The following is a 23,254-nucleotide window of genomic DNA, read 5'->3' as shown; positions in this document are numbered from 1 at the left end:
AACGGCTCACTTCACCAGCACGCGCGCCTCGCGCACCCGCGCCGCCGGAAACACCAGCGCGAACCGGCTCCCCTTGCCCACCGTGCTTTCGATGCGCAGTTCGGCGCCGTGCCGCTGTGCGATGTGCTTGACGATCGCCAGCCCCAGCCCCGTGCCGCCGGTCTCGCGCGAACGGCTGCGGTCGATGCGATAGAAGCGCTCGGTGAGCCGCGGAATGTGCTCTGCGGCGATGCCCGGGCCGGTGTCCTTCACCGCGTACTCGCCGCGCCCATCGGGCAGCACCCGCCAGCTGACAGCCACCTCGCCGCCGCCGGGCGTGTAGCGGATCGCGTTGCTCAGCAGGTTCGACATCGCACTCTGCAACTCGGTCGGCGCGCCCGACAGTTCCGACTCGGCATCGATGGTGAAGGACAGGCGGTGGCCCAGCGGTGCGAGCCGGCCCGACAGGCCGCGCCCTTCGTCCTCGCACTGCGCCAGCAAGGCACGGATGCGAATCCACTGGTTGCCCGAAGGCGCCGCGCTGCCCTCCAGCCGCGACAGCGTCAGCAGGTCGTTCACCAGCGTTTCCATCCGGTGCGACTGCTGGCCCATCAGCGAGAGATAGCGCGTGCGTTCGTCTGCATCGAGCGGCAGATTCTGCAGCGTCTCGACGAAACCCGCCAGCACCGTGAGCGGCGTACGGATTTCATGCGACACGTTCGCCACGAAATCACGCCGCATCGCCTCGGCCTGCTCCAGCGCCGTGATATCGCGCGTCAGCAGCATGCGACGGTTGCCCGCGTAGGGGTGCACCTGCACCGACAGCCGCACCGGATGGCTGCGCTGATGCGTATGGCCCGGGCCGGAAGCGTCGATGACGACGTCGCGGCTGTAGTTCCACGACGCTAGGTAGGCCACGAAGGCTGGGTCGCGCACGAGATTGGCCAAGTGCTGCAGCAGGTCGCGCTCGGCATCGATGCCGAACTGAGCGGCGGCCGTCTGGTTGCACCATTCGATGCGGCCCTGCTCGTCGAGCAGGATCACGCCGTTGGGAGACGCCTGGATGGCGGCCAGAAATTCCTGCAGGCGGTCTTCGGCCTGACGAGTCTGCTGCTCGCGGTCGCGCAGCAGCTTGCGGATGCGTTCGGCCAGTTCGCCCCAGACGCCGGGGCCCCGGGTCGGCAGGCCGGTAGCGTCGTTGCGCAGCACCTGCAGCAGCCGTTCGGCGCGCCAGGCATCAAGCCCGAGCCACAGCACCGCGCCCAGCCAGGCGCCCAGCCATCCGAACTTCCAGCCAAAAATGCCGACAGCGCCCGCTCCTATTACCAGGGACGCTATTAAAAAAGTAGCAATTCGGAAAGGCATGGCGGGCGATTATCCGCGCCCGCGGCCAAGGGACGCCACGGCGTTCAAACCGTGACTTGGGCGGTCAGGCGGTAGCCTGCTCCCCGGACGGTTTCGACCATCGGCGCGGCGGCACCCAGCGATTCGCGCAGGCGCTTGACGTGAACGTCGACCGTGCGTTCCTCGATGTAGACATGGTCGCCCCACACCTTGTCGAGCAGCTGCGCGCGGCTGTGCACACGTTCGGCGTGCTGCATCAGGTAAGCCAGCAGCTTGAACTCGGTCGGGCCGACCTTGAGCGCGGCGCCCTGCCAGGTCACGCGGTGCGTGGAGGTGTCGAGCGCGAGCTCGCCGATCTCGACGCGCTCGGTCACTACCTCGGGCGCGCGGCGGCGCAGCACCGCACGGATGCGGGCCAGCATTTCCTGCGTGGAGAACGGCTTGGTGATGTAGTCGTCGGCGCCGGCATCCAGGCCTGCGACCTTGTCGGGCTCGTCGCCCCGCGCGGTCAGCATCAGGATCGGGATGGCCTTGGTGCGCGGGTCCTTGCGCCACTGGCGCGCGAGCTGCAGGCCGCTCTGGCCCGGCAACATCCAGTCGAGCAGGATCAGGTCGGGCAGGAAGGCGTCGATTTCGCGCTGGGCTGCCACACCGTCTTCCGACCATATCGGCTCGAAGCCGTTGTGGCGCAGGTTGACGGCGATCAGCTCGGCGATCGAGGACTCGTCTTCGACGATCAGGACTCGGGGTTTCTTCATGCTGTTTTGGGGAGTCTTGCCGCCGGGGTCACTGCAGCGCGGACTCGATTTCCTGCATCGAAGTGTGCCGCACATCGGCGCCCTTGACGATGTAGATGATGAACTCGGCGATGTTCTTGGCGTGGTCGCCGATGCGCTCGATGGCCTTGGCCAGGAACAGCAGGTCCAGGCTGGCCGAGATGGTGCGGGGGTCTTCCATCATGTAGGTGACCAGCTTGCGCACGAACCCGTCGAACTCCTTGTCGATCAGGTCGTCGTCCTTCAGGATCGACAGCGCCGCGGCCGTGTCCAGGCGCGCGAACGCGTCCAGCGCGGTGCGCAGCAGACCCGAGGCCAGGTCGGCGGCGATGCGCAGTTCGGTCGTGGGCAGCTGGCGGGCCGAACCGCTCTCGATGATCGACTTGACCATGCGCGCGATCTTGTTGGCCTCGTCGCCCACGCGCTCGAGGTTGGCCGTGGTCTTGCTGATGGCGATCAGCAGGCGCAGATCGCGTGCGGTCGGCTGGCGGCGCGCGATGATCGACGAGAGTTCGCGGTCGATGTCGATTTCCATCGCATTGACGCGGTGCTCGGTTTCCATCACGCGGTCGGCCGCCTCGGCATCGAACTGCAGCAGCGCATAGACCGCCGTGTGGATCTGCGACTCGACCATGCCGCCGAGCTCCATCACGCGCGACGAGACGCCGTTGAGTTCGCTGTCGAACTGGCTGGAAAGATGTTTCTCGCTCATGGTGTCTCCTTAGCCGAAACGGCCGGTGATGTAGTCCTCGGTTTCCTTGCGCTGCGGCTTGAAGAACATCTGTTCCGTCGCGCCGAATTCGATCAGGTCACCCAGGTACATGTAGGCGGTGTAGTCGCTGCAGCGGGCCGCCTGCTGCATGTTGTGCGTCACGATGACCACGGTGTACTCGTTTTTCAGCTCGGCGATCAACTCTTCGATCTTGGCGGTCGAGATCGGGTCGAGGGCGGAGCACGGCTCGTCGAGCAGCAGTACTTCGGGCTTGATCGCGATGCCGCGCGCAATGCACAGGCGCTGCTGCTGGCCGCCGGAGAGGCCCGAGCCGCTTTGCTGCAGCTTGTCGCGCACTTCGGTCCAAAGGGCGGCTTTCTTCAGGGCCCACTCGACGCGGTCGTCCATCTCGCTGGCCGAGAGGTTCTCGAACAGCTTCACGCCGAAGGCGATGTTGTCGTAGATCGACATCGGGAACGGCGTGGGCTTCTGGAACACCATGCCGATCTTGGCGCGGATGAGTGCCACGTCCTGCTTGGAGGTGAGCAGGTTCTCGCCGTCCAGGGCGATCGTGCCCTCGGCGCGCTGCTCGGGATAGAGCTCGAACATGCGATTGAAGGTGCGCAGCAAGGTCGACTTGCCGCAGCCCGACGGGCCGATGAAGGCCGTGACCTTGTTCTCGGGAATCTCGAGGTTGATGCCCTTGAGCGCGTGGAATTTGCCGTAGTAGAAGTTCAGGTCCTTGACCGAGATCTTCGAGCGCGACGGTTGTACGACGGTATTTGGCATGGGAGATCTTCTTCTTCAGTCAGTGTTTGTTGCGCGTGAGGACCCGCGCCAGGATATTGAGGGCGAGCACGGCGACGGTGATCAGGAACACGCCGGCCCAGGCCAGCTGTTGCCAGTTCTCGTACGGGCTCATCGCGAACTTGAAAATCGTGACCGGCAGGCTGGCCATCGGCTGGCTCACGTCGGCGGTCCAGAACTGGTTGTTCAGCGCGGTGAAGAGCAGCGGCGCGGTTTCGCCCGCGATGCGCGCCACGGCCAGCAGGATGCCGGTGACCACACCGGCGCGTGCGGCGCGCAGCGTGATGCTGATGATGACCTTCCACTTCGGCGTGCCCAGGGCGTAGGCCGCTTCGCGCAGGCCCGGCGGCACCAGCTGCAGCATGTTCTCGGTGGTGCGGATCACCACCGGAATCACGATCAGCGCGAGCGCCAGCGCGCCGGCCAGGCCCGAGAAGGTCTTGAAGTAGGCCACCACCACCGCGTAGACGAACAGGCCGATCACGATCGAGGGCGCCGATAGCAGAATATCGTTGACGAAGCGCGTGACCGAGGCGAGCCAGCCCTTGGGGTTGTACTCGGCCAGGTAGATGCCGGCCATGATGCCGATCGGCGTGCCCACGAAGGTGGCGAGCATCACCATCACGAACGAGCCGAAGATCGCGTTGGCGATGCCGCCCACTTCGTTCGGCGGCGGCGTCATTTCGGTGAAGGTGGCGATGGCCAGGCCGCCGATGCCCAGGCGCAGCGTTTCCCAGAGGATCCACACCAGCCAGAACACGCCGAACACCATCGCAGCGAGCGACAGCGTGAGCGCGATCTTGTTGACGCGGTTGCGCGAGGCGAACTTGGCCTGGCGCGTCTCGGTGAGCGCCTTGGCGTTGAGGAGGTCTTGCGCAGTGCTCACGACTTGGTTCCTTCGCTCTTCTTCATCTTGGCCAGCAGGATCTTGGAAAGCGTCAGCACGACGAAGGTGATGAAGAACAGCACGAGGCCCAGGTACATCAGCGCAGCCTGGTGCAGGCCCGCGCCGGCTTCGGCGAATTCGTTGGCCAGGGCCGAGGTGATGCTGTTGGCAGCCTCGAACACCGACAGCGAGTTGAGCTGGTTCATGTTGCCGATCACGAACGTGACCGCCATCGTTTCACCCAGCGCCCGGCCGAGGCCGAGCATGATGCCGCCGATGACGCCGGCCTTGGTGTACGGCAGCACGACCTTGGAGACGACCTCCCAGGTGGTGGAGCCGAGCCCATAGGCCGACTCCTTGAGAAGGGGCGGGGTCACCTCGAACACGTCGCGCATCACCGAGGCGATGAACGGGATGATCATGATCGCCAGGATGATGCCGGCCGACAAAATGCCGATGCCCACGGGCGGGCCGGACACCAGGGCGCCGAGGTACGGCACGCCCGTCAGCAGCTTCTGCAGCGGCTGCTGCACCCAGGTCGAGAGAATCGGGCCGAACACCAGGAGACCCCACATGCCGTACACGATGGACGGCACGGCGGCGAGCAATTCGATGGCCGTGCCCAGCGGGCGCTTGAGCCAGTTGGGCGACAGCTCGGTCAGAAAGAGGGCAATGCCGAAGCTCACCGGCACCGCGATCACCAATGCGATGAACGAGGTGGCCAGCGTGCCATAGATCATCACGAGGCCGCCGTACTCTTCCTTGACCGGATCCCACGTGCTGTTGGTGAGAAAGCTAAGGCCGTACTTGGAAATGGCGGGCCAGGCACCGGCGATCAGCGACACCAGGATGCCGATCAGCATCGCCAGCGTCAGCAGCGCGGCGCCCTTGGCGGCCCAGCCGAAGAGGCGGTCGGCCATGGGGCCGGAACGCGGCGCCTTCACCGGCGGTGGCGGCGCAGTGGCGCGGCCACGGTCGGCCGCGAGGTCGTACGTGGCGGCAGCAGGAAGAGTGGATGACACGGGTCGCTCCGGCAAAGACGAAGGCGGCGCATCCCCGAGCGAAGTGCTGCTCATGGATGCGCCGTTCTGGACTGGTGGGTGGATGGCTTACTTGAACGCGACGGGCTTGCCCGATGCGTCCTTCACGTCACCCCATGCCTTGGCGATGGTGGCCTTGACGGCGTCGGGCATCGGCACGTAGTCGAGGTCATCAGCGGTCTTGTCGCCGCCCTTGTAGGCCCAGTCGAAGAACTTGAGCACGGTGGTCGCGTTGGCGGGCTTGTCCTGCACCTTGTGCATCAGGATGAAGGTGGCGCCGGTGATGGGCCATGCGCCCTTGTCGGCCTGGTTGGTCAGCACCTGGTAGAAGCTCTTGTTCCAGTCGGCGGCAGCAGCAGCGGCCTTGAAGGCGCTGTCGTCGGGCGCGACGAAGTTGCCGGCAGCGTTCTGCAGCTGGGCATAGGTCATCTTGTTCTGCTTGACGTAGGCGTATTCGACGTAGCCGATCGAGTTGGGCAGGCGGTTCACGAAGGCTGCGACGCCTTCGTTGCCCTTGCCGCCCGCGCCGGTGGGCCAGTTCACGGCCGTGCCTTCGCCGACCTTGGTCTTCCACTCGGCGTTGACCTTGCTCAGGTAGTTGGTGAACAGGAAGCTTGTGCCCGAACCGTCGGCGCGGCGAACCGGGGCGATGGCGGCGTCAGGCAGGGCCAGCGAACCGTTCAGTGCCTTGATGGCGGGGTCGTTCCACTTGGTGATCTTGCCCAGGTAGATGTCGCCCAGGACCTGGCCGTTGAGCTTCAGTTCGCCCGGCTTGATGCCGGTGATGTTGACCACGGGGATCACGCCGCCGATGACGGTGGGGAACTGCATCAGGCCCTTGGCCTGGAGTTCGTCGTCCTTCAGGGGAGCGTCCGAAGCGCCGAAATCGACGGTCTTGGCTTCGATCTGCTTCAGGCCAGCGCCCGAACCGACCGACTGGTAGTTGATCTTGACGCCGGTGGCCTTGTTGAAGTCCGAAGCCCACTTGGCATACAGCGGTGCCGGGAAGCTGGCGCCGGCGCCGGTCACGTCTTGGGCAAGGGCGGGAATGGAGAACAGCGCGGCCACGAGACCGGCGGTTGCAAATTTGAACGTCGTTTTCATGAAGCTTCCTTTAGAAGTAAGAAGTAGTCCCTTTCGGGCTTGGAACGGACTCTAGAAAGCTTGTGTGACATCAATATGACACCCCGCTGTCGAGGGAAAATGCCTGTGTTCCCCCCCGCCAGCCGTGTGACGCTGTCACACAACCGTCATGCACCGCGCCTAGCCTCCCAACCTCGCCGCTGAGCGATTAGGGAGGCGGCGCGCCTGTCACGGCGCTACGATCAAAGACAACACCGCCCTCTTCACTACAACTACATGCAAAACGGCACCCGCCTCGCGGCAGTCGATCTCGGTTCCAACAGCTTCAGGCTCGAAATCGGACAGGTCGACCACGGCCAGATCCATCGCACCGAGTACCTGAAGGAAACGGTGCGCCAGGGCAATGGCCTGGACAGCGCCCGCAATCTCACCACCGAAGCCATGCAGCGCGGCTGGGACGCGCTGGCGCGTTTCGGCGAACGCCTGGCCGGCTTCAAGCGTTCGCAGGTGCGCGCCGTAGCGACGCAAACGCTGCGCGAGGCGCGCAACCGCGAAGAATTCCTGCTGCGTGCACGCACCATCCTGGGCTTCGGCATCGACGTGATCCCGGGCCGGGAAGAAGCCCGCCTTATCTATCAGGGCGTGGCGCACATGCTCCCGCACACCGACGCCTCCGACCGCGAACGCCGTCTGGTGGTGGATATCGGCGGGCGCTCCACCGAAATGATCATCGGCCGCGCGCTCGACGCCGAACTGGTGGAGTCCTACCGCGTCGGCAGCGTCGCGTGGTCGATGAAGCATTTCGCAGAAGGCCAGTTCACCCCCGCCGCCTTCCGCGCCGCCGAAGTGGCCGCCAAGGCGGTGCTGGACGACGCGCTCGGCAGTTACACCCGCGATCAGTGGGACGTGGCTTACGGGGCTTCCGGCACCATCGGCGCGGTCGGCGACGTGCTGGCGGCCGCCGGCGCGGAGCCCGGCCTCGTCACCCGCGAGGGCCTCGACTGGCTGCTCGACCGCCTGCTCAAGGCCGGCAGCGTCGACAAGCTGCGCATGGACGGCATGCGCGAAGACCGCAAGGCCGTGATCGGCGGCGGCGTGAGCGTACTGCGCGCGGTGTTCGACCTGCTCGGCATCGAGGAGATGAAGGTCGCCCAGGGTGCGCTGCGCCATGGCGTGCTTTACGAACTTCTGGAGCGCGACGACAGCGTGGCCGACATGCGCACCGCCACGGTGGCGCGGCTCGCCACGCGTTTCGCGGTCGATGCGGCGCAGGCCAAGCGGGTGGGCGAAGCCGCTGCCGGGCTCTTCGTGCAACTGGCCCCTGCCGCACGCGGCGGCAGTACGTCCAACCGCGCGGGCCGCGCGCTGCGCAAGCTCGGCTGGGCCGCGCAACTGCACGAGATCGGCGCGCTGGTGTCGCACAGCGACTATCACAAGCACGGCGCCTACATCCTAGACAACACCGACGCGCCCGGCTTCGCGGTGAACGAACTGCACGCCCTCGGCCAACTGGTGCTGGGACAACGCGGCAAGCTGCGCAAGCTCGAAGCCGCGCTCGACGACGAGACCTTCGTGATGCAGTTGCTGGCGCTGCGGCTGGCCGTGATCCTCTGCCATGCGCGGCGCGACCCCGATCCGCAGGCGCTGCACCTCGCGGCACTGGGCGCGCGGGCGTTCACCATCGTGTGCGCACCCGATTGGGCCGATGCCTATCCGCAGTCGGCGCACCTCCTGCGCGAGGAAGTGCTGGCTTGGCAAAAAACTAGCAACTGGCGCGTGGAACTGAACGGCGCTTGACCCGGACTTAAAGGAGTTCGGGCGACTGCACCGTCACTACGACGGTCTGCACGTCGCCATCGCGCTCGCGGGTGCGAATCCACCACAGCGCGCCCTTGCGCACCGGGCAGCTGTCCTGCTTGAGACCCAGCAGCAGCGAGATGGCCTGCCCCACCGAGGGCTGGTGGCCGATCATCAGTACCACCGACTTGCCGTTGGGCCAGCCGGCCGCGCCCAGCAGCGCATCGGCCGTGGTGTCGGGCGCCAGTTCGTTGCGCAGCTTGTACTTGCGGCCCAGCGCGAGGGCGGTCTGCTCGCAGCGCCGCGCGGGGCTGCAGACGATGCGGGTGCCGTCGGGCAGTTGCCGATCGAGCCAGCTGGCCATGCGCTTGGCCTGCTTTTCGCCGCGTGCGGTGAGCGAGCGCTGCATGTCGTCGCAGCCCTCGGTCCAGTCCTCGGCTTCGGCGTGGCGCCAGAAGATCAAGTCCATGGTCATCGTCTTTCGGTCGTCAGTTGCTGGATGCATCGCCGTGATGCCCTCGCGCCGCATAACGGTTCATGAGCGCGGTCTGCGCACCATGCGCCTCGACGGCGCGTGACGCGCCCTCTTCGCCAGGGTTCGTGTCGCGGTCGACGCGGGTGTAGACGCCGTCGCCGCCCAGGTCCCAGGCGTCGCGGCCATCGTGCAGGTAGGCCACCAGGCACTCGTCGATGAGGCGCTGGCGCAGGCCCGGGTCGGTCACGGGCCAGGCAAGCTCGATGCGCCGCATCATGTTGCGGTTCATCCAGTCGGCGCTCGAGAGGTAGAGCGCCTCGTCCTCGCCGTTGCGGAAATAGAAGACCCGCGAATGCTCGAGGAAACGCCCGATCACCGAGCGCACGCGGATGTTGTCGGTGAGGCCCGGCACCTGCGCCGGCAGCGTGCAGGCGCCGCGCACGATCAGGTCGATCTTCACGCCCTTCTGCCCCGCGAGGATCAACGCGGCGATCAGCGCGTCGTCGGTCAGCGCATTCATCTTGGCGACGATGCGCGTCGGCTCGCCATTCGATGCGGCAAGGCCCAGCGCGTCGATCTGCGCGACCAGGTTCTTGTGCAGGTCGAAGGGTGCCAGCCACATGCGGTTGAGCTTGGGCAGGCGGCTCTGGCTCGCCAGGTGGACGAACACCGCCTCCATGTCGGCCGTCAGCAGCGGATCGGTCGTGAGGTGGCTGATGTCCGTATAGAGCTTGGCGGTGCGCGGGTTGTAGTTGCCGGTGGAAAGATGGCCGTAGCGGCGCAGCTGCTTGCCCTCGCGGCGTGTCACCAGCAGCATCTTGGCGTGGGTCTTGAGGCCCACCACGCCGTACACCACCTGCGCGCCGATCGACTCCAGCATTTCGGCCCAGTTGATGTTGGCCTCTTCGTCGAAGCGCGCCTTCAGCTCCACCACCACGGTGACTTCCTTGCCCCGGCGCACGGCTTCGCGCAGCAGGTCCATCAGTTCGGAATCGGCGCCGGTGCGGTAGATCGTCTGCTTGATGGCCAGCACCTGCGGGTCGAGCACCGCTTCGCGCAGGAAGGCGAGCACGCCGTCGAAGCTCTCGAAGGGTTGGTGAATCAGCACGTCACCGCGCTGCAGGCGCTCGAAGAACGACTGGGCGGGTGACAGCGTGACGGGATACGACGCCGAATACGGCGGAAAGCGCAGCTGCGGCTCGTCGATCAGGTCGATCAGCTGCGTGAGCCGCGCCAGATTCACCGGCCCATGCACCCGGTACAGCGACTCGGGCGGCAGGTTGAACTGCGCCAGCAGGAAGCTCGCGAGCGATTCGGCGCAACTGGCCGATACCTCCAGCCGCACGGCCTGTCCGTAGTGACGGTGCTGCAGGCCCTGGCGCAGGGCGGTGCGCAGGTTCTTGACGTCTTCCTCGTCCACTGCGAGATCGGAATGCCGTGTGACGCGGAACTGCGAGAAGTCACCCACCTCGCGGCCCGGGAACATGCTCGACAGATGGGCCCGCACCACGCTCGACAGCGCCACGAACAGCGTCTTGCCGTCCGACACCTTGGCCGGCATGCGGATCAGTCGCGGCAGCACGCGCGGCAGCTTGACGATCTGGATCGGGTTCTCGCGCCCGAAAGCGTCCTTGCCGCCGAGCCGTACGATGAAGTTAAGTGACTTGTTGGCCACCTGCGGGAACGGGTGCGCCGGGTCCAGCCCGACGGGAATCAGCAGCGGGCGCACCTCGCGCTCGAAATACTCGCTCACCCATTTGCGCTGCGCCGGGTTGCGCTCGCCATGCGAAATGATGTGGATGCCGTGCGTCGCGAAGGTCGGCATCAGCTCGTCGTTGTACAGCGCGTACTGGCGTGCCACCAGCTTGTGCGCCGCCTCGGCCAGTTGCTCGAACGAGTCGACGGTGTAGGTGCCCTTCTGGTCACCGGCGCTGCCGGCAATCAGGTGCGGCGCGGCGCGGACCTCGAAGAACTCGTCGAGGTTGGAAGACACGATGCAAAGGTAGCGAAGACGCTCGATCAGCGGGACCTCGGGCCGGTGGGCCCAGTCGAGCACGCGCTCGTTGAACGACAGGATGCTGTGATCCCGGTCGAGCAGGGTGAACGTGGGCGCCGCGGCGGCGGGCGACCGGTCTGCAGGGACTGGTGACATGGACACTGATTCTGGAGCAAGCGGCACGGGAGCAGACGTAGGCGGAAATATGACAGTGTCGATGTCATTTGTGACAGTTGAGTGACGATCGCGTGACGCAGCGTCTCCTGCCCTGTGCGGCTCCATCATGCCCGGAGGGAGGGCGGGCGGCCCGTCGTCAGGACGGACGGCCGCCGGTTTCATGCGCCGAGAAAGTGCTTGCGGTAGCGCGCCGGCAGGTCGTCGATGCGCATCAGCATCGGCAGGTCGGCGGCGTTGAAGTCCGGATCCCAGGCCGGTGCGCCCAGCACCTTGGCGCCCAGTCGCAGGTAACCCTTGATGAGCGCCGGCGGCTCCACGTCGAGCGTGCTGTCCAGCCGCTCGACCGGCAGCGGCAGGCGGGGTTGCACCTGGTACTGGATCGGCGCCATGTGGCTGGCCGAGACCTGCCGCCAGATGCTGGCGGCCGCGTCACCATTCGTCACACCGTTGTGCGACATCGGAATGCTTGCGCAGCCGATCATGGTGTCCAGCTTGTTGCGGTGCATGAAGCCGGCCAGCGCACCCCACAGCGCAAGGATCACCCCGCCCTGGCGGTGCTCGGGATGCACGCAGCTGCGGCCCAGCTCGACCATGCGTTCGCGCAGGTCGCGCAGGCGGGTCAGGTCGAACTCGGTGTCGCTGTAGGTGCTGCCGACGCGGCGCGCCTGGGCCGGCGTCAGCACGCGGTAGGTGCCGATGACCTGGTTGGTGAGCTCGTCACGCACCAGCAGGTGCTCGCAGAAGTCGTCGAACAGGTCGATGTCGTGGCCGGCCAGCGGCGAGGAAACGCGAGCGCCCATCTCTCCGACGAACACGTCGTAGCGCAGGCGCTGCGCGGCGCGCACGTCGTCCAGGTGACGGGCCCAGCCGACCGTGATGCCTTGCTTGGCTTCGACGGGCGGGGGAAGAATGACGGCGGGTGCCTGCGGCACCGACACGCGGGCCGCGGTGGAAGCACCGGCGACAGCGACGACCGTGGGCGCAGGCCACAAGGCCGCGCGCAGCCCGAGCTGCGAGAGCGGAAACGTCGGGTTGGGCAGTTCTTTCATGGGGAACCCTTTCTGCCGAGGGAGTCTCCGCACCTGCGATGAAGCCGGCGTGTCAGGAAGATTGCATACGCATGACGGTGTTACAGCCGGCCTGGCGCACTTCGTCGTTTAATTCGGGTGAACTCGCGACATGGAGCTTGGACACATGGCCACCGCAGCAGCCGGCACCGACAGCAGCCGCTTTCACCAGACCTTTCCCGTCCTCAGTGACACCGAGATTGCGCGCATCGCGCGCTTCGGCAGCGTGCAGCAATTCGCACGCGGCGAGCGCCTCTTTACCGCCGGCGAAACCGGACCCGGCATGTTCGTTCTGCTCAAGGGCGTGGTGGCTGTCACACAGCGCGACGGGCTCGGGCGCGTGGTGCCGATCGTGCGGCAGGGCCCGGGTGAATTCCTGGCCGAAGTCGGCCAGCTGAGCGGCCGCCCTGCCCTGGTCGACGGGCACGCCGACGAAGACGTGGAGGCGCTGCTCGTATCGCCCCAGCAGTTGCGCGCGCTGCTGGTCGCCGAAGCCGATCTTGGCGAACGCATCACCCGCGCGCTGATCCTGCGGCGTGTGGCGCTGATCGAATCCGGCGCGAGCGGGCCGGTGCTGATCGGCAAGCCGCAGTCGGCCGACATGGCGCGGCTGGAAAACTTCCTGCGCCGCAACGGCTACCCCTATCACCTGGTCGATGCCGCCGAGGACCCCGATGCGGCCGCGCTACTCAACCAATATGGCACCTGCCAGCTGCTGGCCGTGTGCCCCGACGGCTCGGTGCTGGTGAACCCGGCCGAGGATGCGCTGGCACGCTGCCTCGGCATGGTCGACACCGTCGAGCACAACGAGTTGTTCGACGTGGCCGTGGTCGGCGCGGGGCCGGCCGGCCTCGCCACCGCGGTGTACGCCGCGTCCGAAGGACTGCGCGTGATCGTGCTCGACTGCCGCGCGTTCGGCGGCCAGGCCGGCGCCAGCGCGCGCATCGAGAACTATCTGGGCTTTCCGACCGGCATCTCGGGGCAGGCGCTGGCTGGGCGGGCCTTCGTGCAGGCGCAGAAGTTCGGTGTCGAGATGCTGATTCCGGCGAAGGTCACCTCGCTGGACTGCTCGCGCGAGAACGAGCGCGAAAGCCTCGGCATCGCGCTGGCCGACGGCCGCACGATCCACGCACGCACGGTGGTCATCGCGAGCGGCGCGCGCTATCGGCGCCCCGACGTTCCGCGTCTCGCCGAATTCGAAGGCCGCGGCATCTGGTACTGGGCCTCGGCCATCGAAGCGAAGATCTGCTCGCAGCAGGAAGTGGCGCTGGTCGGCGGCGGCAACTCGGCGGGCCAGGCCGCGGTGTTCCTCTCGCGGCATGCGGCCAAGGTGAATGTGCTGGTGCGCGGACCCTCGCTGGCGGCCAGCATGTCGCGCTATCTGATCGACCGCATCGAGGCCACGCCCAACATCGAGCTGCAGCCCCACACCGAACTCGTGCGCCTGCATGGCGGCTCCGACGAAGGCCTCACGGGTGCGACATGGCGCTGTCACACCAGCGGCAACGAGCACGACTGCCCGGCGCGCAACATCTTCCTGTTCGTCGGCGCCGAGCCCGAAACCTCGTGGCTCGAAGGCTGCGGTGTCGCGGTCGACAAGCACGGCTTCGTGCTGACCGGCGCACCGGCGAGCAGCGGCTTTCCCGCGCGCCCGGCCACGGCGCTCGAATCCAGCGTGCCTGGCGTGTACGCCGTGGGCGACGTGCGCTCGGGCTCAGTCAAACGCGTGGGCGGTGCGATCGGCGAAGGCGCTGCGGCGGTGGCGCTGATCCATCAGCACCTGTCGCAGGCGACGGTCGTGGCCTGACCCACTCAATCACATACCAAGGAGTTCTTCGGTGCCCATCAAAGCCTGCGACCACGTGCCTTCCACCATCGCGCAACCTCACACGCAGCGGGGCTGCGAGGACTGCCTGAAGACCGGCGACACCTGGGTCCACTTGCGCCTGTGCGTGCACTGCGGCCATGTGGGCTGCTGCGACTCGTCGAAGAACCGTCATGCCACACGGCATTCACGGGCCGAGGGGCATCCGGTCATCAAGTCCCTGGAACCGGGCGAAGACTGGATGTGGTGCAACACGCACCAGCTGCAGGTGGGCTGAAAGAGACTGCCGCAAGGCGAATTCCCGCGCTGGCACGGGTTTGGATGGGCACGTATATGCTGCCTCCCTCCCATCACATCCCCTCTCCCGGAGCCCGAGACATGCCCGCATCGCCCATCGAGGTCTATTCCTGGCCCACGCCCAACGGCCACAAGGTTCACGTCATGCTGGAGGAGTGCGGCCTGCCCTACCGCGCGCACCCGGTGAACATCGGCAAGGGCGACCAGTTCGCGCCCGAGTTCCTGCAGATCAGCCCCAACAACAAGATCCCCGCCATCACCGACCCCGACGGTCCGGACGGCAAGCCGATCTCGCTCTTCGAATCGGGCGCGATCCTCGTCTACCTCGCAGGCAAGACCGGCAAGTTCCTGCCCACCGGCGACCGTGAACGCTACGACGTGCTGCAGTGGCTCATGTTCCAGATGGGCGGCGTCGGTCCGATGCTCGGGCAAGCGCATCACTTCCGCCTGTATGCGCCCGAGAAGATCGCCTATGCGATCGACCGCTACACCAACGAGGCGCGGCGCCTCTACGGCGTGATCGACAAGCAGCTGTCGAAGAACAAGTTCATCGCCGGCAAGAGTTATTCGATTGCGGACATCGCCATCTTCCCGTGGCTGCGCAGTTGGGAAAACCAGGGCATCACCCTCACCGACTTCCCACACCTGAAGGCCTGGTTCGACGGCATTGCCGCGCGCCCGGCGGTGCAGCGCGGCGTGAAAGTGCTGGCCGATCTGCGCCAGCCGCTCACCGGCGACAAGGAGCGCCAGGTTCTTTTCGGCAAGACGCAATACGAGAAACGCTGAGAAAGCTCAAGAACCGGTCAATATCCGGTCAATATCCGGGCTAGAATAGAAGGCTTGTCGGGGTGTAGCGCAGCCTGGTAGCGCATCTGGTTTGGGACCAGAGGGTCGAAGGTTCGAATCCTTTCGCCCCGACCAAGTTTTCTTTCAGTGTTTTCGTTTTTGCTTCTGTCCGGCCCGGAATCTGCCCGTAGCTCAGTTGGATAGAGCACCTGCCTTCTAAGCAGGTTGTCGGGGGTTCGATCCCCTCCGGGCAGGCCAATCCCCCATTTCATGCAGCTTCACGCTGCCTCAGAACTCGCACTTCTCACAGGAGTGGCGGGTTTTTCTTTGCTGCTCACGATGTCGGGCCGCCGCATCGAATCTTCGCAATTTGTCGGCACTTCCACAGGTACCTGCACGTGGCCGCAAGCCAGGTACCGACGGCACGGGGGATCACCATGCCACTGACCGACACATTCGTGAGGCACGTAAAGCACAAGGGCACTGCGATCGGCGAGCGCTACGCCGATGGTGGCGACATGTACCTTCGGGTCAAGGCAGCGGGCAAGTACTGGCATTCCGTTGCGCCGCTGTCGACGGGTCTTCTACGCCTACTACCCTGTGCATCTTTCGTTGGTTGCTGAGGTGCTGAGACCCACATGACTGGGAAGAACCAGTGGCAACCTTTCGCAAGCGACTGCCGAGCTTTCGAGCGATGTTGCATGTCAGCCCGGCAAATCAAGCGCGCTTCCGCCACCATGATCGAACTGTGCAACCTGAGCGAGCGACGCCCATGCAGGCCCGATCCGTCCCACGCAACCCGCTGTCGGTGTCAACGCACTAGAGGCTTGCCAGCATTCCGGTTGAGGATGCCTCGGCCGCCAACTTGGACGACTGCAGTCGGACCTGACAGCAACGCGCTTACCTACATGCTTGTCTGGGAGAGCTTGGCCGATCGTGAGGCCAAGTGGGGCAAGTTTGTCGTCGATCCTGAATGGGTCGAGGTCAGAAAGGCGAGCGAGGCAGCCGGACCGATCGTTGCGAAGATGGACAACTCGTTCTTGGCGCCAACCTCTTTCTCGTCTGCGAAATAGTCTCTTCCGCGGCGGACGAGATAGTTGGCGTCGCCGCCGATCCAGTAGCCCCGCCCGTCTTGGTCGTGCTGAGAGAGACAGCCAGTCAACGACCGCTTACCGCGACACCGGTCACCGAGAGATCGGAGCACGATCGGCTGCTTCAGTCTGAAGCAGCCATCTAGCACGCGCGAAATTCCGTAGGTCGACTTGTGAAGCCATACGATCCTGCAGCACTTGCCGAGCGATATAGATCCCTCTGGGGATCAGCCTCCGATCTTGACGTGCGTATGGACGCGGTCCGATGACCTGTGCGGAATCTGGACTCGAAGGGCCAGCCCGTCTCGCTGTAGCCAACGCGCATGCCATCCACCAACGCGGACCCGATGGCAACATCGCGCAGCTTCCAATCGAAAGGTCAGCCAGCGTGGCACGGGTGACCATCTCGATACGGTCGTAGCGAATGCCCTTGTCCTGCAGCAGTTCGCTCAGCGCCGCGCTGCCGAATGCCGCCTTCGCAAAACGCCGTCCCACAGCCTCAGGCAGATAGACCACGCTGTGCAGGATCGGCGTGCGCCCAGTTGCACGCACGCGCACCACCTTCAGCACTGTGGTCCCCTCCGCGAGCTGCAGCGCGGCCGCCACGTCGAGCGGAGCAAGAAGCTCCGCTTCGCTCCAGAGCCTGCCCACGAAGATCAGACCATGACCTGTATTTTGTCTTTCCTAGTGCGGCTGTCTATGTGACCAAGTCATGCTCTCAAACAGAGAATCAAACGGATTTCGAAGATGAAGCGCAACAGCAGCTTTCACCGGTCAACCACATATAGATTCCGATGCGTTCCTCATGTGTTATCTGTCTGCACCGAGAAGCGACTTCCTCGATCTTGGACAGCACCTCACCGATAGGAGGATGTACTTTTCGTTCCATCGGAGGAATGGGCCATTCGGACCCGATGCCCACGGCCAGCCAGCGGGGATCGACGTCGAAGTAATCCGCGATGGCAAACAGGCAAGTCGATTCGACGCCCTTGTTCCGACCCGAAAGCCAGTGCGTAATCGCAGGTCGGGTGACGCCGCAACAACGTGCCAATTCAGCTTTGCATCCGCGACCTTTGGCTGCGACGAGCTGGCCCAAGCGTTCCGAGAAGCCGCCGCCTAGCGCCATCGCATCGGCTTCCGAGGCGCCCACCATATCAATCCCCTCGAGACGCGCTGGCGCCATCCCGGATCGCACGTGCGCGATCGACGAAACGCCTGGAAAGAAGTTGTGGTCTCTGGCAATTGGCGCAGAGATACAAGCGCATTCCGGGCAACAGACGCATCCACATCCTTCGATGTATGCGTGACAGCTTTCTGGCATGGCACTGGCAACGAAAGAATAGGTGGATCATGAAGAACAGTTGATTGCTCGAGTCGGTCAGGATGGAATGAGTTGATCCGGCACCGGATTTACTGAAGGACAGCGCACGCGCAATCTCCAACCAAATATTTTGCTTTCGTCTGTTCGCGCTCACGCGGACTATTGCGCATCGGAAGTGACCCGCATCACTATTCATCAGAGATCGATTCATTGGGATGCGCAACCACGCATGAAGCCCTCGCTGCATGAAAGAAGCATCTCAGTTGTCCGATCCACGAGAATCCGGGCGAGGCGGTGGCACCCGCTGGCGGTAGTCGTCCTTTGACAGCTTGTTCTCTGCGGGCAGCAAGTTGCCAACATCCGTCGAGCCAAAATCTGAAGGCACATGAATGCCCTCCCCGTCCCGCCGGACGAGGCCGCGACTTTCCATATCGCGCATGGTTTTATTGACCACTTCACGTGAGAGGCCCGAATAGGAGGCAATCACCGCCTGCGTGATGCGCTTGTCGTACCCGCCCGAACCGACAGGTGCAAGCTGCGTCAACTCATGAAGCACACGGCCCACCAACGCCTCCGCGGACAGCGAAGAGATGCGTCGCAGTTGCCTGCGTAGCAGGCCCGTGCGCTGTAGCGTGAGATCGACCAGGCCAAGCGCCATTTCGGGGTGCTTCGCGCAAAGCTCGCGCACCGCTGCGACCGGGACAAGGTAAACCGACGAAGGCAGAGCGGCGATCAGCGTGGACGCGGCTTGATAGCGATCTTCGCTGAGCAAAGGTCCGTGAAAAATGTCGCCACGTCGGATGAAGTCGGTCGTGACGTCAGCGTTGCCCGCATTGCCGCGTGCCACGACCCGCAGCAACCCGCCGGTGACGCAGTACATGCGATCAGTCCATTCGTCGGACTCGATCACCAGGTCGTTGCGCCGGTAAGACCGAAACTCACTGCGCTGGATCAAGGCCGTTCGGTCTGCCGTGCTCAAACTGCTAAGAAGCGGGTGCAGATACATTTTTTGAAGTGCTGCATGCCCCCGGGGCGAGCGATCGCAGATGACGAAGCCGCCGTTCGTCCCGCGAGTTTCCAAGCGTTCACGAAGACACTTGAACACTGGCCATCGTCAGGTGAAGAGATATGGTTCGATCGCGCGGCGACCAGAGGATGCATCAACCCCTCATCGCGTTTCAGCGCAATACGTCGCCTTGGTTACGTCGAGGCTCCGCTGAATTGAACTCATCGGTGATGCAAGTCTTGAGGGTTCTTCGGTACCGCGCAGGTGATAGCCCTGAACCCATTGCACACCGGCGTCGAGTGCGACGCCCAGGTCATCTTCGCGTTCGATCCCGTCAGCGACGACGTACATCGCCAAATGGCCGCAGAGCGTCAGCATGTCGCGAAGACACTCGCCGCCGAATTCACTTTCCCGTGCCCGCCGAAGGAACGATGCCTCGAGTTTGATGATGTCAGGGCGGCAGGCTTGGGCTGCAGCAAGGTTGCCGCGCCCAGCACCGAAATCCTTGATGGCGATCCGGCAGCCAAACGACCGGAGCCTGGCGCAGAAATCTCGGACCGCCTGCAGACTCGAGAACGCCATCGAATCGGAAATCTCCACTGTCAGGCGGGACGCCAGTTCGGGAGAAGACTTCAAAGTCGACAGAACGGACGCCCACCAGTGATCAATTCGCGCGCTTTGTGCAAAGAGACTTACCCCGAGCTGCACCAAGGGCTGATGTCTCAATGCGTCGATGACCTGTCGTACCACCAGCCTGTCGAACGCGCGAGTCAGGCCGAGGCGCTGCAAGCATGGCAGGAACACCTCCGGCGTGAGCGATGTCTGCTGATCTGAGTACACCAATGCTTCCGGACGTGCTTCCCAGTAAAGCGTCGATGCCGAAGCGTAGGCGTTGACGACTGGTCGCCATGCGAAAGTGAGACGCCCGGCCCGGAGTGCTTCACTCAGACGGACGGCCACGTCCATGTCGGCACGATAGTTCTGTAGCCACCCATCGGTGGGCTTTTCATGTGCGTCGGGAAAGGGCTGGGCGGTCCATAGCGTGAGCTCGATCTCCGAATCGCCCATTTGGTCCGGCGCTTGCACATCGATCCAGTTCACATGCAATCGCGCCAACGCCGTGATCCCTCTGGCGGATATGGGCTCGCTTCCAAGCGCCGAGAGCAGCAATTCGAGTTGCTCACTGGCGGACTGTTCCAAAGCGGAGCAATCGTCTTTCATGAAGAAATCATTGCTCCACAACAAAAAGCAGTCATCGCGTAGACACGCAAGGTCGGCTTTGACTGAAGTCAGGAAACGAGCGCAAAGCCGCTGCCTGATCTCACGACTCACGCTTTTCGCGAAGTCCAGGTCATAGGCTTCAGCGAGTTGCGGAAAATTCTCGATAAGAACGAAGGCGCAGGCTCTCCGGATGGGCGCATGGAGTTGAGGCTGCGAGACTTTCCGCAAGGAGCAATTGCTCGGCGCCTGAGTTGGCACGGTCGACATGCACGACCGAAAGGGCATATCGGCGATCTGCGGGAGAGCGGACATTGGATCCTCGATGGACGAATTTTTCAGAGCTGGAAAACGCGTGCTTCAATTAATGGTCTCCGCCCGCCAAATTGGGTGAACAGAGGTTGCGGCTTGATCAGACGCGGACGTACGCACCTGTCCCCTTGGTCCCCCGCGCGACGGCACATGCACAGCCGACGAAGGGTTATGTCCGCACGAGATCCGAATCAAAAGGGCGCCATGGCGCTGCCCTTCGGAACTGGCAGCACAAGCCGATCCACGGAAAAAATCTTTTAGCGGGCCTGGCAGCCTTCATCGTCGATGAAAGCTGGCTCTAAGCACCTTCACCCGGCGAACTCCGTGGGCAACTGATAACAAATTGATACTACGGATATCAGTGGGTTTTCGCATTCACTTTTGATTCATGAATGTGTCCCAGCTCACAACTCGCCGCGATGAGCATGAGATTTCCCATAGTGTGATGCAGCTGCGGCACCTGAAGGGTCACTCAATCGCTCAAGTTGGCAGGCGTCCGAAAACCGGACACCCAGGCGTCCTGGGATCATCCAGCGGCGCGCCATCCGCGCGCGCAAGTCATTGATTTCAAAGGATTCATGCCCTGGCACGTTGTGTGAGATCTTTGGACATCCACACCAAGGAGCCACCGGATTAGATCCCTCCCTTTCTCCGCGACCGCGCCCTGCTGACGGGCAGCACCACCCTGGTGCGCCGAGGCCCAGCCGCAGCCGGCCGAGCCGATGCCTCCGCCGCCGCCTGAAGCCCGCGGCGCAGCGGGCTATCAACCCACGTGCGGATGCCGCATCCCCTTTTCACTCGAGTTGATCGTCGGAAACCACTGCAGTCCCGTGGGCCGTGCGGACCGGGTTGATCTTGATTTTTTTACGCCCATGTCTTTGCACAGCCTCCTCAAACGCCTCCCGGTGCCCGAGCGCGAATTCCTGGTCGGTCGCAGTGAGCTCAGGACATATCGGCGCGGCGAGACTCTCTACGCAAAGGGTGAGCGGAGCGGCCAAATATGCCTGGTGGCTACCGGCCTGCTTCGCGTGGTGGTCGATGACGATGTCACGACCGACTTCGTTCGCGAAGGAGATTTCTGCCTGAACCTCGAGATGAGCGACGCGGCACTCCATGCAAGGGCCACCCTCGTCGCAGCCTTGCCCGCTTCCGTCTATTTCATCCCGGCGGAGGACATCTGGGCAATTTGCAGAAGACATCCCCCGGTGGCGTTCGAATTTCTCAGACTCATCATGGACCGCATCGCAAACCTGCGCGTCCATTTGCACCGCATCTCTTCACTATCGTCGGAACCATTGATCACCTGCGTTCTTCATGAACTCACCTCTTTGGCACCGGCTCGCAAAGGAGGCTACGACAAGCGGATCTCGCAGGAAGTGATTGCCTCGTATGCGGCACTTTCGCGCGAAATCGTCAATAGGACCATGCGAAGCATGGAGCTGCGCGGTTTGCTTTGGAAAGACGATCACGCTGTATATCTGCGAATGGACGCCAGGAATACGCCTCCCTCATCGCTGCCCAACGATTCCTGAGATACGGCGTCAACGTCGAAGCAGTTCAGGACAAGAGGATCAGGTCTTCATGCAATTTGCGATACGTCAGATCGCAGCTGCCATCCAACGAATCGACATCTCGCCTATTCGTCGAGTTTCGAGACATCGCGGCGACCACTCAGATGTGTGTCCTGCATCACAAGTGCAGTAAGAAACAACGCAGTGCTCGACCCGGGTGCTGCTTTCGAAATTTATAGTCGGCTCTTACGCCTTTCGTTCTCATTGCATCAAAACGCATCTAGATCAATTCCATGCAGATAAGCAGTTCGGGACAAGGCCGGTCAATTGGTGTATCGACCGAATATGAAGCCGCTTGGTCGTCACGCTCGTCGGATGACGATACGGTCCCCTGCCGGTTCAACCTGCACTTTCAGACTGGCGAGAAATATCGCGCGGCCTTCCCGGTAAGTGCATTGTTCCGTCTCGCATCTCGCTCGGAAGTGAATCACTGGCTGTTGGAAAGCAGTCCATCTTTTAGGACCGACCGAGATCTCGTTCTGCGATACACGATCGATCTTCGCCGGGAAAACGGGTCTCGATTGCGCTTGGAGGACATCGTCGAAGACGCTCGAGCGGCCGCCATGATCGCGGCGGTGTTCCTTCAGAACTTGAGAGACTAGAGGCTTGGCTCCGCGAGTTGCACAGAACGCACTGCGTCAGGGGGAAACGGCAAGGGTCTAGGTATGAACACTACTCAGGCTTGATACTGAAGTGGTGGCAGGCGATACCGTTACCGTGAGCTTCGCTCTTGCATACCGAAAATTCCGGGACCGCGAATTGCTGCCAGTCGCAGCACTCAATTTTTTAAGCTCTGCGTTTGATACGACCATCGCAGAGCAGATCGCGGCTGCCACCGCAATCAGCAGCGCCGTCCGACCGCTAGCTGCCCGCGGCGCTTACTTCAAAGGTAGCTGCGAAAGAGCCCGCAAAGCAAAGCGGCCCCGAAGGGCCACACGCTCGCTTGCGCATTGCTGCGCGATGCTTACTTCTTCTTTGCAACAGCCTTCTTGGCGGCAGGCTTGGCGGCCGCAACCTTGTCCGCCTTGCGTTTGGCTGCCTTCGGGTCTACCGCCGCCTTGAACGAAGCGCCAGGCACGAACTTCGGCACCTTCTGCGCCGCGATCTTGATCTTGGTGCCGGCCTGAGGATTGAAGCCGGTGCGCGCCGCACGCGCAACCTGCTTGAAAGTGCCGAAGCCGACGATCTGCACGGGATCGCCTTTTTTCACGGCGGCGACGATCGCGCTGGTAACGGTCTCGAGGATGCGCGCAGCTTCGGCCTTGCTGACGGTGTGGGTGGTGGCGATTTTTTCGACGAGTTCGATGCGGTTCACTGTTGATTTATTCCTATGACGAGAAATCGGGCTCAGGGCCTGTGCCCACCGCAGGCGGATGCCCGCGGCGAGCGGCGGCAGTGTAGCCGCAGCGCCGAGAGAGCCCGGCGCGCGGCGAACCGAACGACGCCCGCGCTCGTGGCCCGAGAGAAGCGGCGGCCGCCGCCGTCAACGCCAGAGCGGCACACCCATACGCGTCGCAGTACCCCTTTGCGACCTGCCCTTCGCGCAACGTAGGACAGGTACGGGCAGCCGGCGTCGCCTTTGGCGGATAGCGCCAGTCTTCACCGATGCCGAAAGTGCTTGTGCACTGAAACGGGCATTTAAGAGAGCACGTATGACGGATCGTTTGATCGACGGCGGGACTGCAAGC

At 63.7% G+C, this 23,254-nt stretch carries 22 protein-coding genes and 2 tRNA genes; 9 read left to right on the top strand and 15 right to left on the bottom strand.

All coding sequences use genetic code 11. The features are described from left to right. Positions 1 to 6: 6 nt before the first annotated feature. The 7 genes from phoR to pstS are packed head-to-tail and all read right to left on the bottom strand — an operon-like array spanning position 7 to position 6,648. Positions 7 to 1,344 (bottom strand): phosphate regulon sensor histidine kinase PhoR, encoded by a 1,338-nt coding sequence (gene phoR / locus ACSFA7_RS20350; protein WP_435501052.1) that lies wholly within the window; start codon positions 1,342 to 1,344, stop codon positions 7 to 9. A gap of 44 nt (positions 1,345 to 1,388) precedes the next feature. After that, positions 1,389 to 2,081 carry a phosphate regulon transcriptional regulator PhoB gene (phoB, locus tag ACSFA7_RS20345; protein ID WP_435501051.1) on the bottom strand — a complete coding sequence of 231 codons (693 nt, stop codon included), beginning with the start codon at positions 2,079 to 2,081 and terminating at the stop codon, positions 1,389 to 1,391. A gap of 28 nt (positions 2,082 to 2,109) precedes the next feature. After that, positions 2,110 to 2,811, bottom strand: a complete 702-nt coding sequence (gene phoU, locus ACSFA7_RS20340) for a phosphate signaling complex protein PhoU (protein ID WP_013540927.1) — start codon at positions 2,809 to 2,811, stop codon at positions 2,110 to 2,112. 9 nt (positions 2,812 to 2,820) lie between these two features. Beyond that, positions 2,821 to 3,600, bottom strand: a complete 780-nt coding sequence (gene pstB, locus ACSFA7_RS20335) for a phosphate ABC transporter ATP-binding protein PstB (RefSeq protein ID WP_435501050.1) — start codon at positions 3,598 to 3,600, stop codon at positions 2,821 to 2,823. Positions 3,601 to 3,619: 19 nt separating this feature from the next. Further along, entirely contained in the window at positions 3,620 to 4,504 is an 885-nt protein-coding gene (gene pstA, locus ACSFA7_RS20330; RefSeq protein WP_435501049.1) for a phosphate ABC transporter permease PstA, read from the bottom strand. Beyond that, positions 4,501 to 5,580: a phosphate ABC transporter permease subunit PstC gene (gene pstC / locus ACSFA7_RS20325; RefSeq protein ID WP_206173827.1), complete on the bottom strand. Its 1,080-nt coding sequence runs from the start codon at positions 5,578 to 5,580 to the stop codon at positions 4,501 to 4,503. Before pstC ends, pstA begins: the two co-directional genes overlap by 4 nt. A gap of 33 nt (positions 5,581 to 5,613) precedes the next feature. Further along, complete coding sequence (gene pstS / locus ACSFA7_RS20320) at positions 5,614 to 6,648, bottom strand: phosphate ABC transporter substrate-binding protein PstS (protein WP_435501048.1); 1,035 nt, start codon at positions 6,646 to 6,648, stop codon at positions 5,614 to 5,616. A gap of 255 nt (positions 6,649 to 6,903) precedes the next feature. Between pstS and ACSFA7_RS20315 the strand changes: the two genes are divergently transcribed. Next, positions 6,904 to 8,424 (top strand): Ppx/GppA phosphatase family protein, encoded by a 1,521-nt coding sequence (locus ACSFA7_RS20315; RefSeq protein ID WP_435501047.1) that lies wholly within the window; start codon positions 6,904 to 6,906, stop codon positions 8,422 to 8,424. A 7-nt stretch (positions 8,425 to 8,431) separates the two neighbouring features. Here ACSFA7_RS20315 and ACSFA7_RS20310 read toward each other — a convergent pair whose 3' ends face one another. From ACSFA7_RS20310 to ACSFA7_RS20300, 3 genes are read right to left on the bottom strand one after another with little or no spacing between them, the layout of a single operon-like run. Next, the gene (locus ACSFA7_RS20310) at positions 8,432 to 8,893 is read right to left on the bottom strand and encodes a SixA phosphatase family protein (protein WP_435501317.1); all 462 of its coding nucleotides are present in this window, start codon (positions 8,891 to 8,893) and stop codon (positions 8,432 to 8,434) included. A 19-nt stretch (positions 8,894 to 8,912) separates the two neighbouring features. Beyond that, the gene (ppk1, locus tag ACSFA7_RS20305) at positions 8,913 to 11,234 is read right to left on the bottom strand and encodes a polyphosphate kinase 1 (protein ID WP_435501046.1); all 2,322 of its coding nucleotides are present in this window, start codon (positions 11,232 to 11,234) and stop codon (positions 8,913 to 8,915) included. Beyond that, on the bottom strand, positions 11,231 to 12,121 hold the full coding sequence (locus ACSFA7_RS20300; RefSeq protein WP_435501045.1) for a GNAT family N-acetyltransferase: 891 nt from the start codon (positions 12,119 to 12,121) through the stop codon (positions 11,231 to 11,233). Before ACSFA7_RS20300 ends, ppk1 begins: the two co-directional genes overlap by 4 nt. Before the next feature lie 145 nt (positions 12,122 to 12,266). Between ACSFA7_RS20300 and ACSFA7_RS20295 the strand changes: the two genes are divergently transcribed. The 6 genes from ACSFA7_RS20295 (at position 12,267) to ACSFA7_RS20270 (ending at position 16,120) form a co-directional block, all read left to right on the top strand. Beyond that, a complete protein-coding gene (locus tag ACSFA7_RS20295; RefSeq protein WP_435501044.1) occupies positions 12,267 to 13,946 on the top strand; it encodes an FAD-dependent oxidoreductase in 1,680 nt (559 codons plus the stop codon). A 31-nt stretch (positions 13,947 to 13,977) separates the two neighbouring features. Beyond that, positions 13,978 to 14,241: a UBP-type zinc finger domain-containing protein gene (locus ACSFA7_RS20290; protein WP_435501043.1), complete on the top strand. Its 264-nt coding sequence runs from the start codon at positions 13,978 to 13,980 to the stop codon at positions 14,239 to 14,241. A gap of 101 nt (positions 14,242 to 14,342) precedes the next feature. Beyond that, entirely contained in the window at positions 14,343 to 15,047 is a 705-nt protein-coding gene (locus ACSFA7_RS20285; protein ID WP_435501042.1) for a glutathione binding-like protein, read from the top strand. A gap of 58 nt (positions 15,048 to 15,105) precedes the next feature. After that, positions 15,106 to 15,182: transfer RNA gene (locus ACSFA7_RS20280), tRNA-Pro, on the top strand. A gap of 46 nt (positions 15,183 to 15,228) precedes the next feature. Beyond that, positions 15,229 to 15,305: transfer RNA gene (locus tag ACSFA7_RS20275), tRNA-Arg, on the top strand. Between the two features lie 380 nt (positions 15,306 to 15,685). Further along, on the top strand, positions 15,686 to 16,120 hold the full coding sequence (locus ACSFA7_RS20270) for an NIPSNAP family protein (RefSeq protein ID WP_435501041.1): 435 nt from the start codon (positions 15,686 to 15,688) through the stop codon (positions 16,118 to 16,120). A gap of 111 nt (positions 16,121 to 16,231) precedes the next feature. Here ACSFA7_RS20270 and ACSFA7_RS20265 read toward each other — a convergent pair whose 3' ends face one another. The 4 genes from ACSFA7_RS20265 to ACSFA7_RS20250 form a co-directional block, all read right to left on the bottom strand. Then, positions 16,232 to 16,789 carry a UTRA domain-containing protein gene (locus ACSFA7_RS20265; RefSeq protein WP_435501040.1) on the bottom strand — a complete coding sequence of 186 codons (558 nt, stop codon included), beginning with the start codon at positions 16,787 to 16,789 and terminating at the stop codon, positions 16,232 to 16,234. 79 nt (positions 16,790 to 16,868) lie between these two features. Next, entirely contained in the window at positions 16,869 to 17,291 is a 423-nt protein-coding gene (locus tag ACSFA7_RS20260; RefSeq protein WP_435501039.1) for a helix-turn-helix domain-containing protein, read from the bottom strand. A 427-nt stretch (positions 17,292 to 17,718) separates the two neighbouring features. Further along, positions 17,719 to 18,414 (bottom strand): Crp/Fnr family transcriptional regulator, encoded by a 696-nt coding sequence (locus tag ACSFA7_RS20255; protein ID WP_435501038.1) that lies wholly within the window; start codon positions 18,412 to 18,414, stop codon positions 17,719 to 17,721. A gap of 213 nt (positions 18,415 to 18,627) precedes the next feature. Further along, on the bottom strand, positions 18,628 to 19,998 hold the full coding sequence (locus ACSFA7_RS20250) for an EAL domain-containing protein (protein WP_435501037.1): 1,371 nt from the start codon (positions 19,996 to 19,998) through the stop codon (positions 18,628 to 18,630). 869 nt (positions 19,999 to 20,867) lie between these two features. Here ACSFA7_RS20250 and ACSFA7_RS20245 point away from each other — a divergent pair. Continuing rightward, positions 20,868 to 21,527, top strand: coding sequence for a Crp/Fnr family transcriptional regulator (locus ACSFA7_RS20245; protein WP_435501036.1), 660 nt, complete (start codon positions 20,868 to 20,870; stop codon positions 21,525 to 21,527). Positions 21,528 to 21,799: 272 nt separating this feature from the next. Continuing rightward, a complete protein-coding gene (locus ACSFA7_RS20240) occupies positions 21,800 to 22,168 on the top strand; it encodes a hypothetical protein (RefSeq protein ID WP_206173838.1) in 369 nt (122 codons plus the stop codon). A gap of 362 nt (positions 22,169 to 22,530) precedes the next feature. On the opposite strand, the gene ACSFA7_RS20235 is transcribed toward ACSFA7_RS20240, so the two are convergent. Then, on the bottom strand, positions 22,531 to 22,908 hold the full coding sequence (locus tag ACSFA7_RS20235) for an HU family DNA-binding protein (RefSeq protein ID WP_435501316.1): 378 nt from the start codon (positions 22,906 to 22,908) through the stop codon (positions 22,531 to 22,533). Positions 22,909 to 23,254: the final 346 nt, after the last annotated feature.

This window comes from Variovorax trehalosi, assembly GCF_051216415.1.
Taxonomy (GTDB): Bacteria; Pseudomonadota; Gammaproteobacteria; order Burkholderiales; family Burkholderiaceae_C; genus Variovorax.
This window is presented reverse-complemented; position numbering and strand designations above follow the sequence as displayed.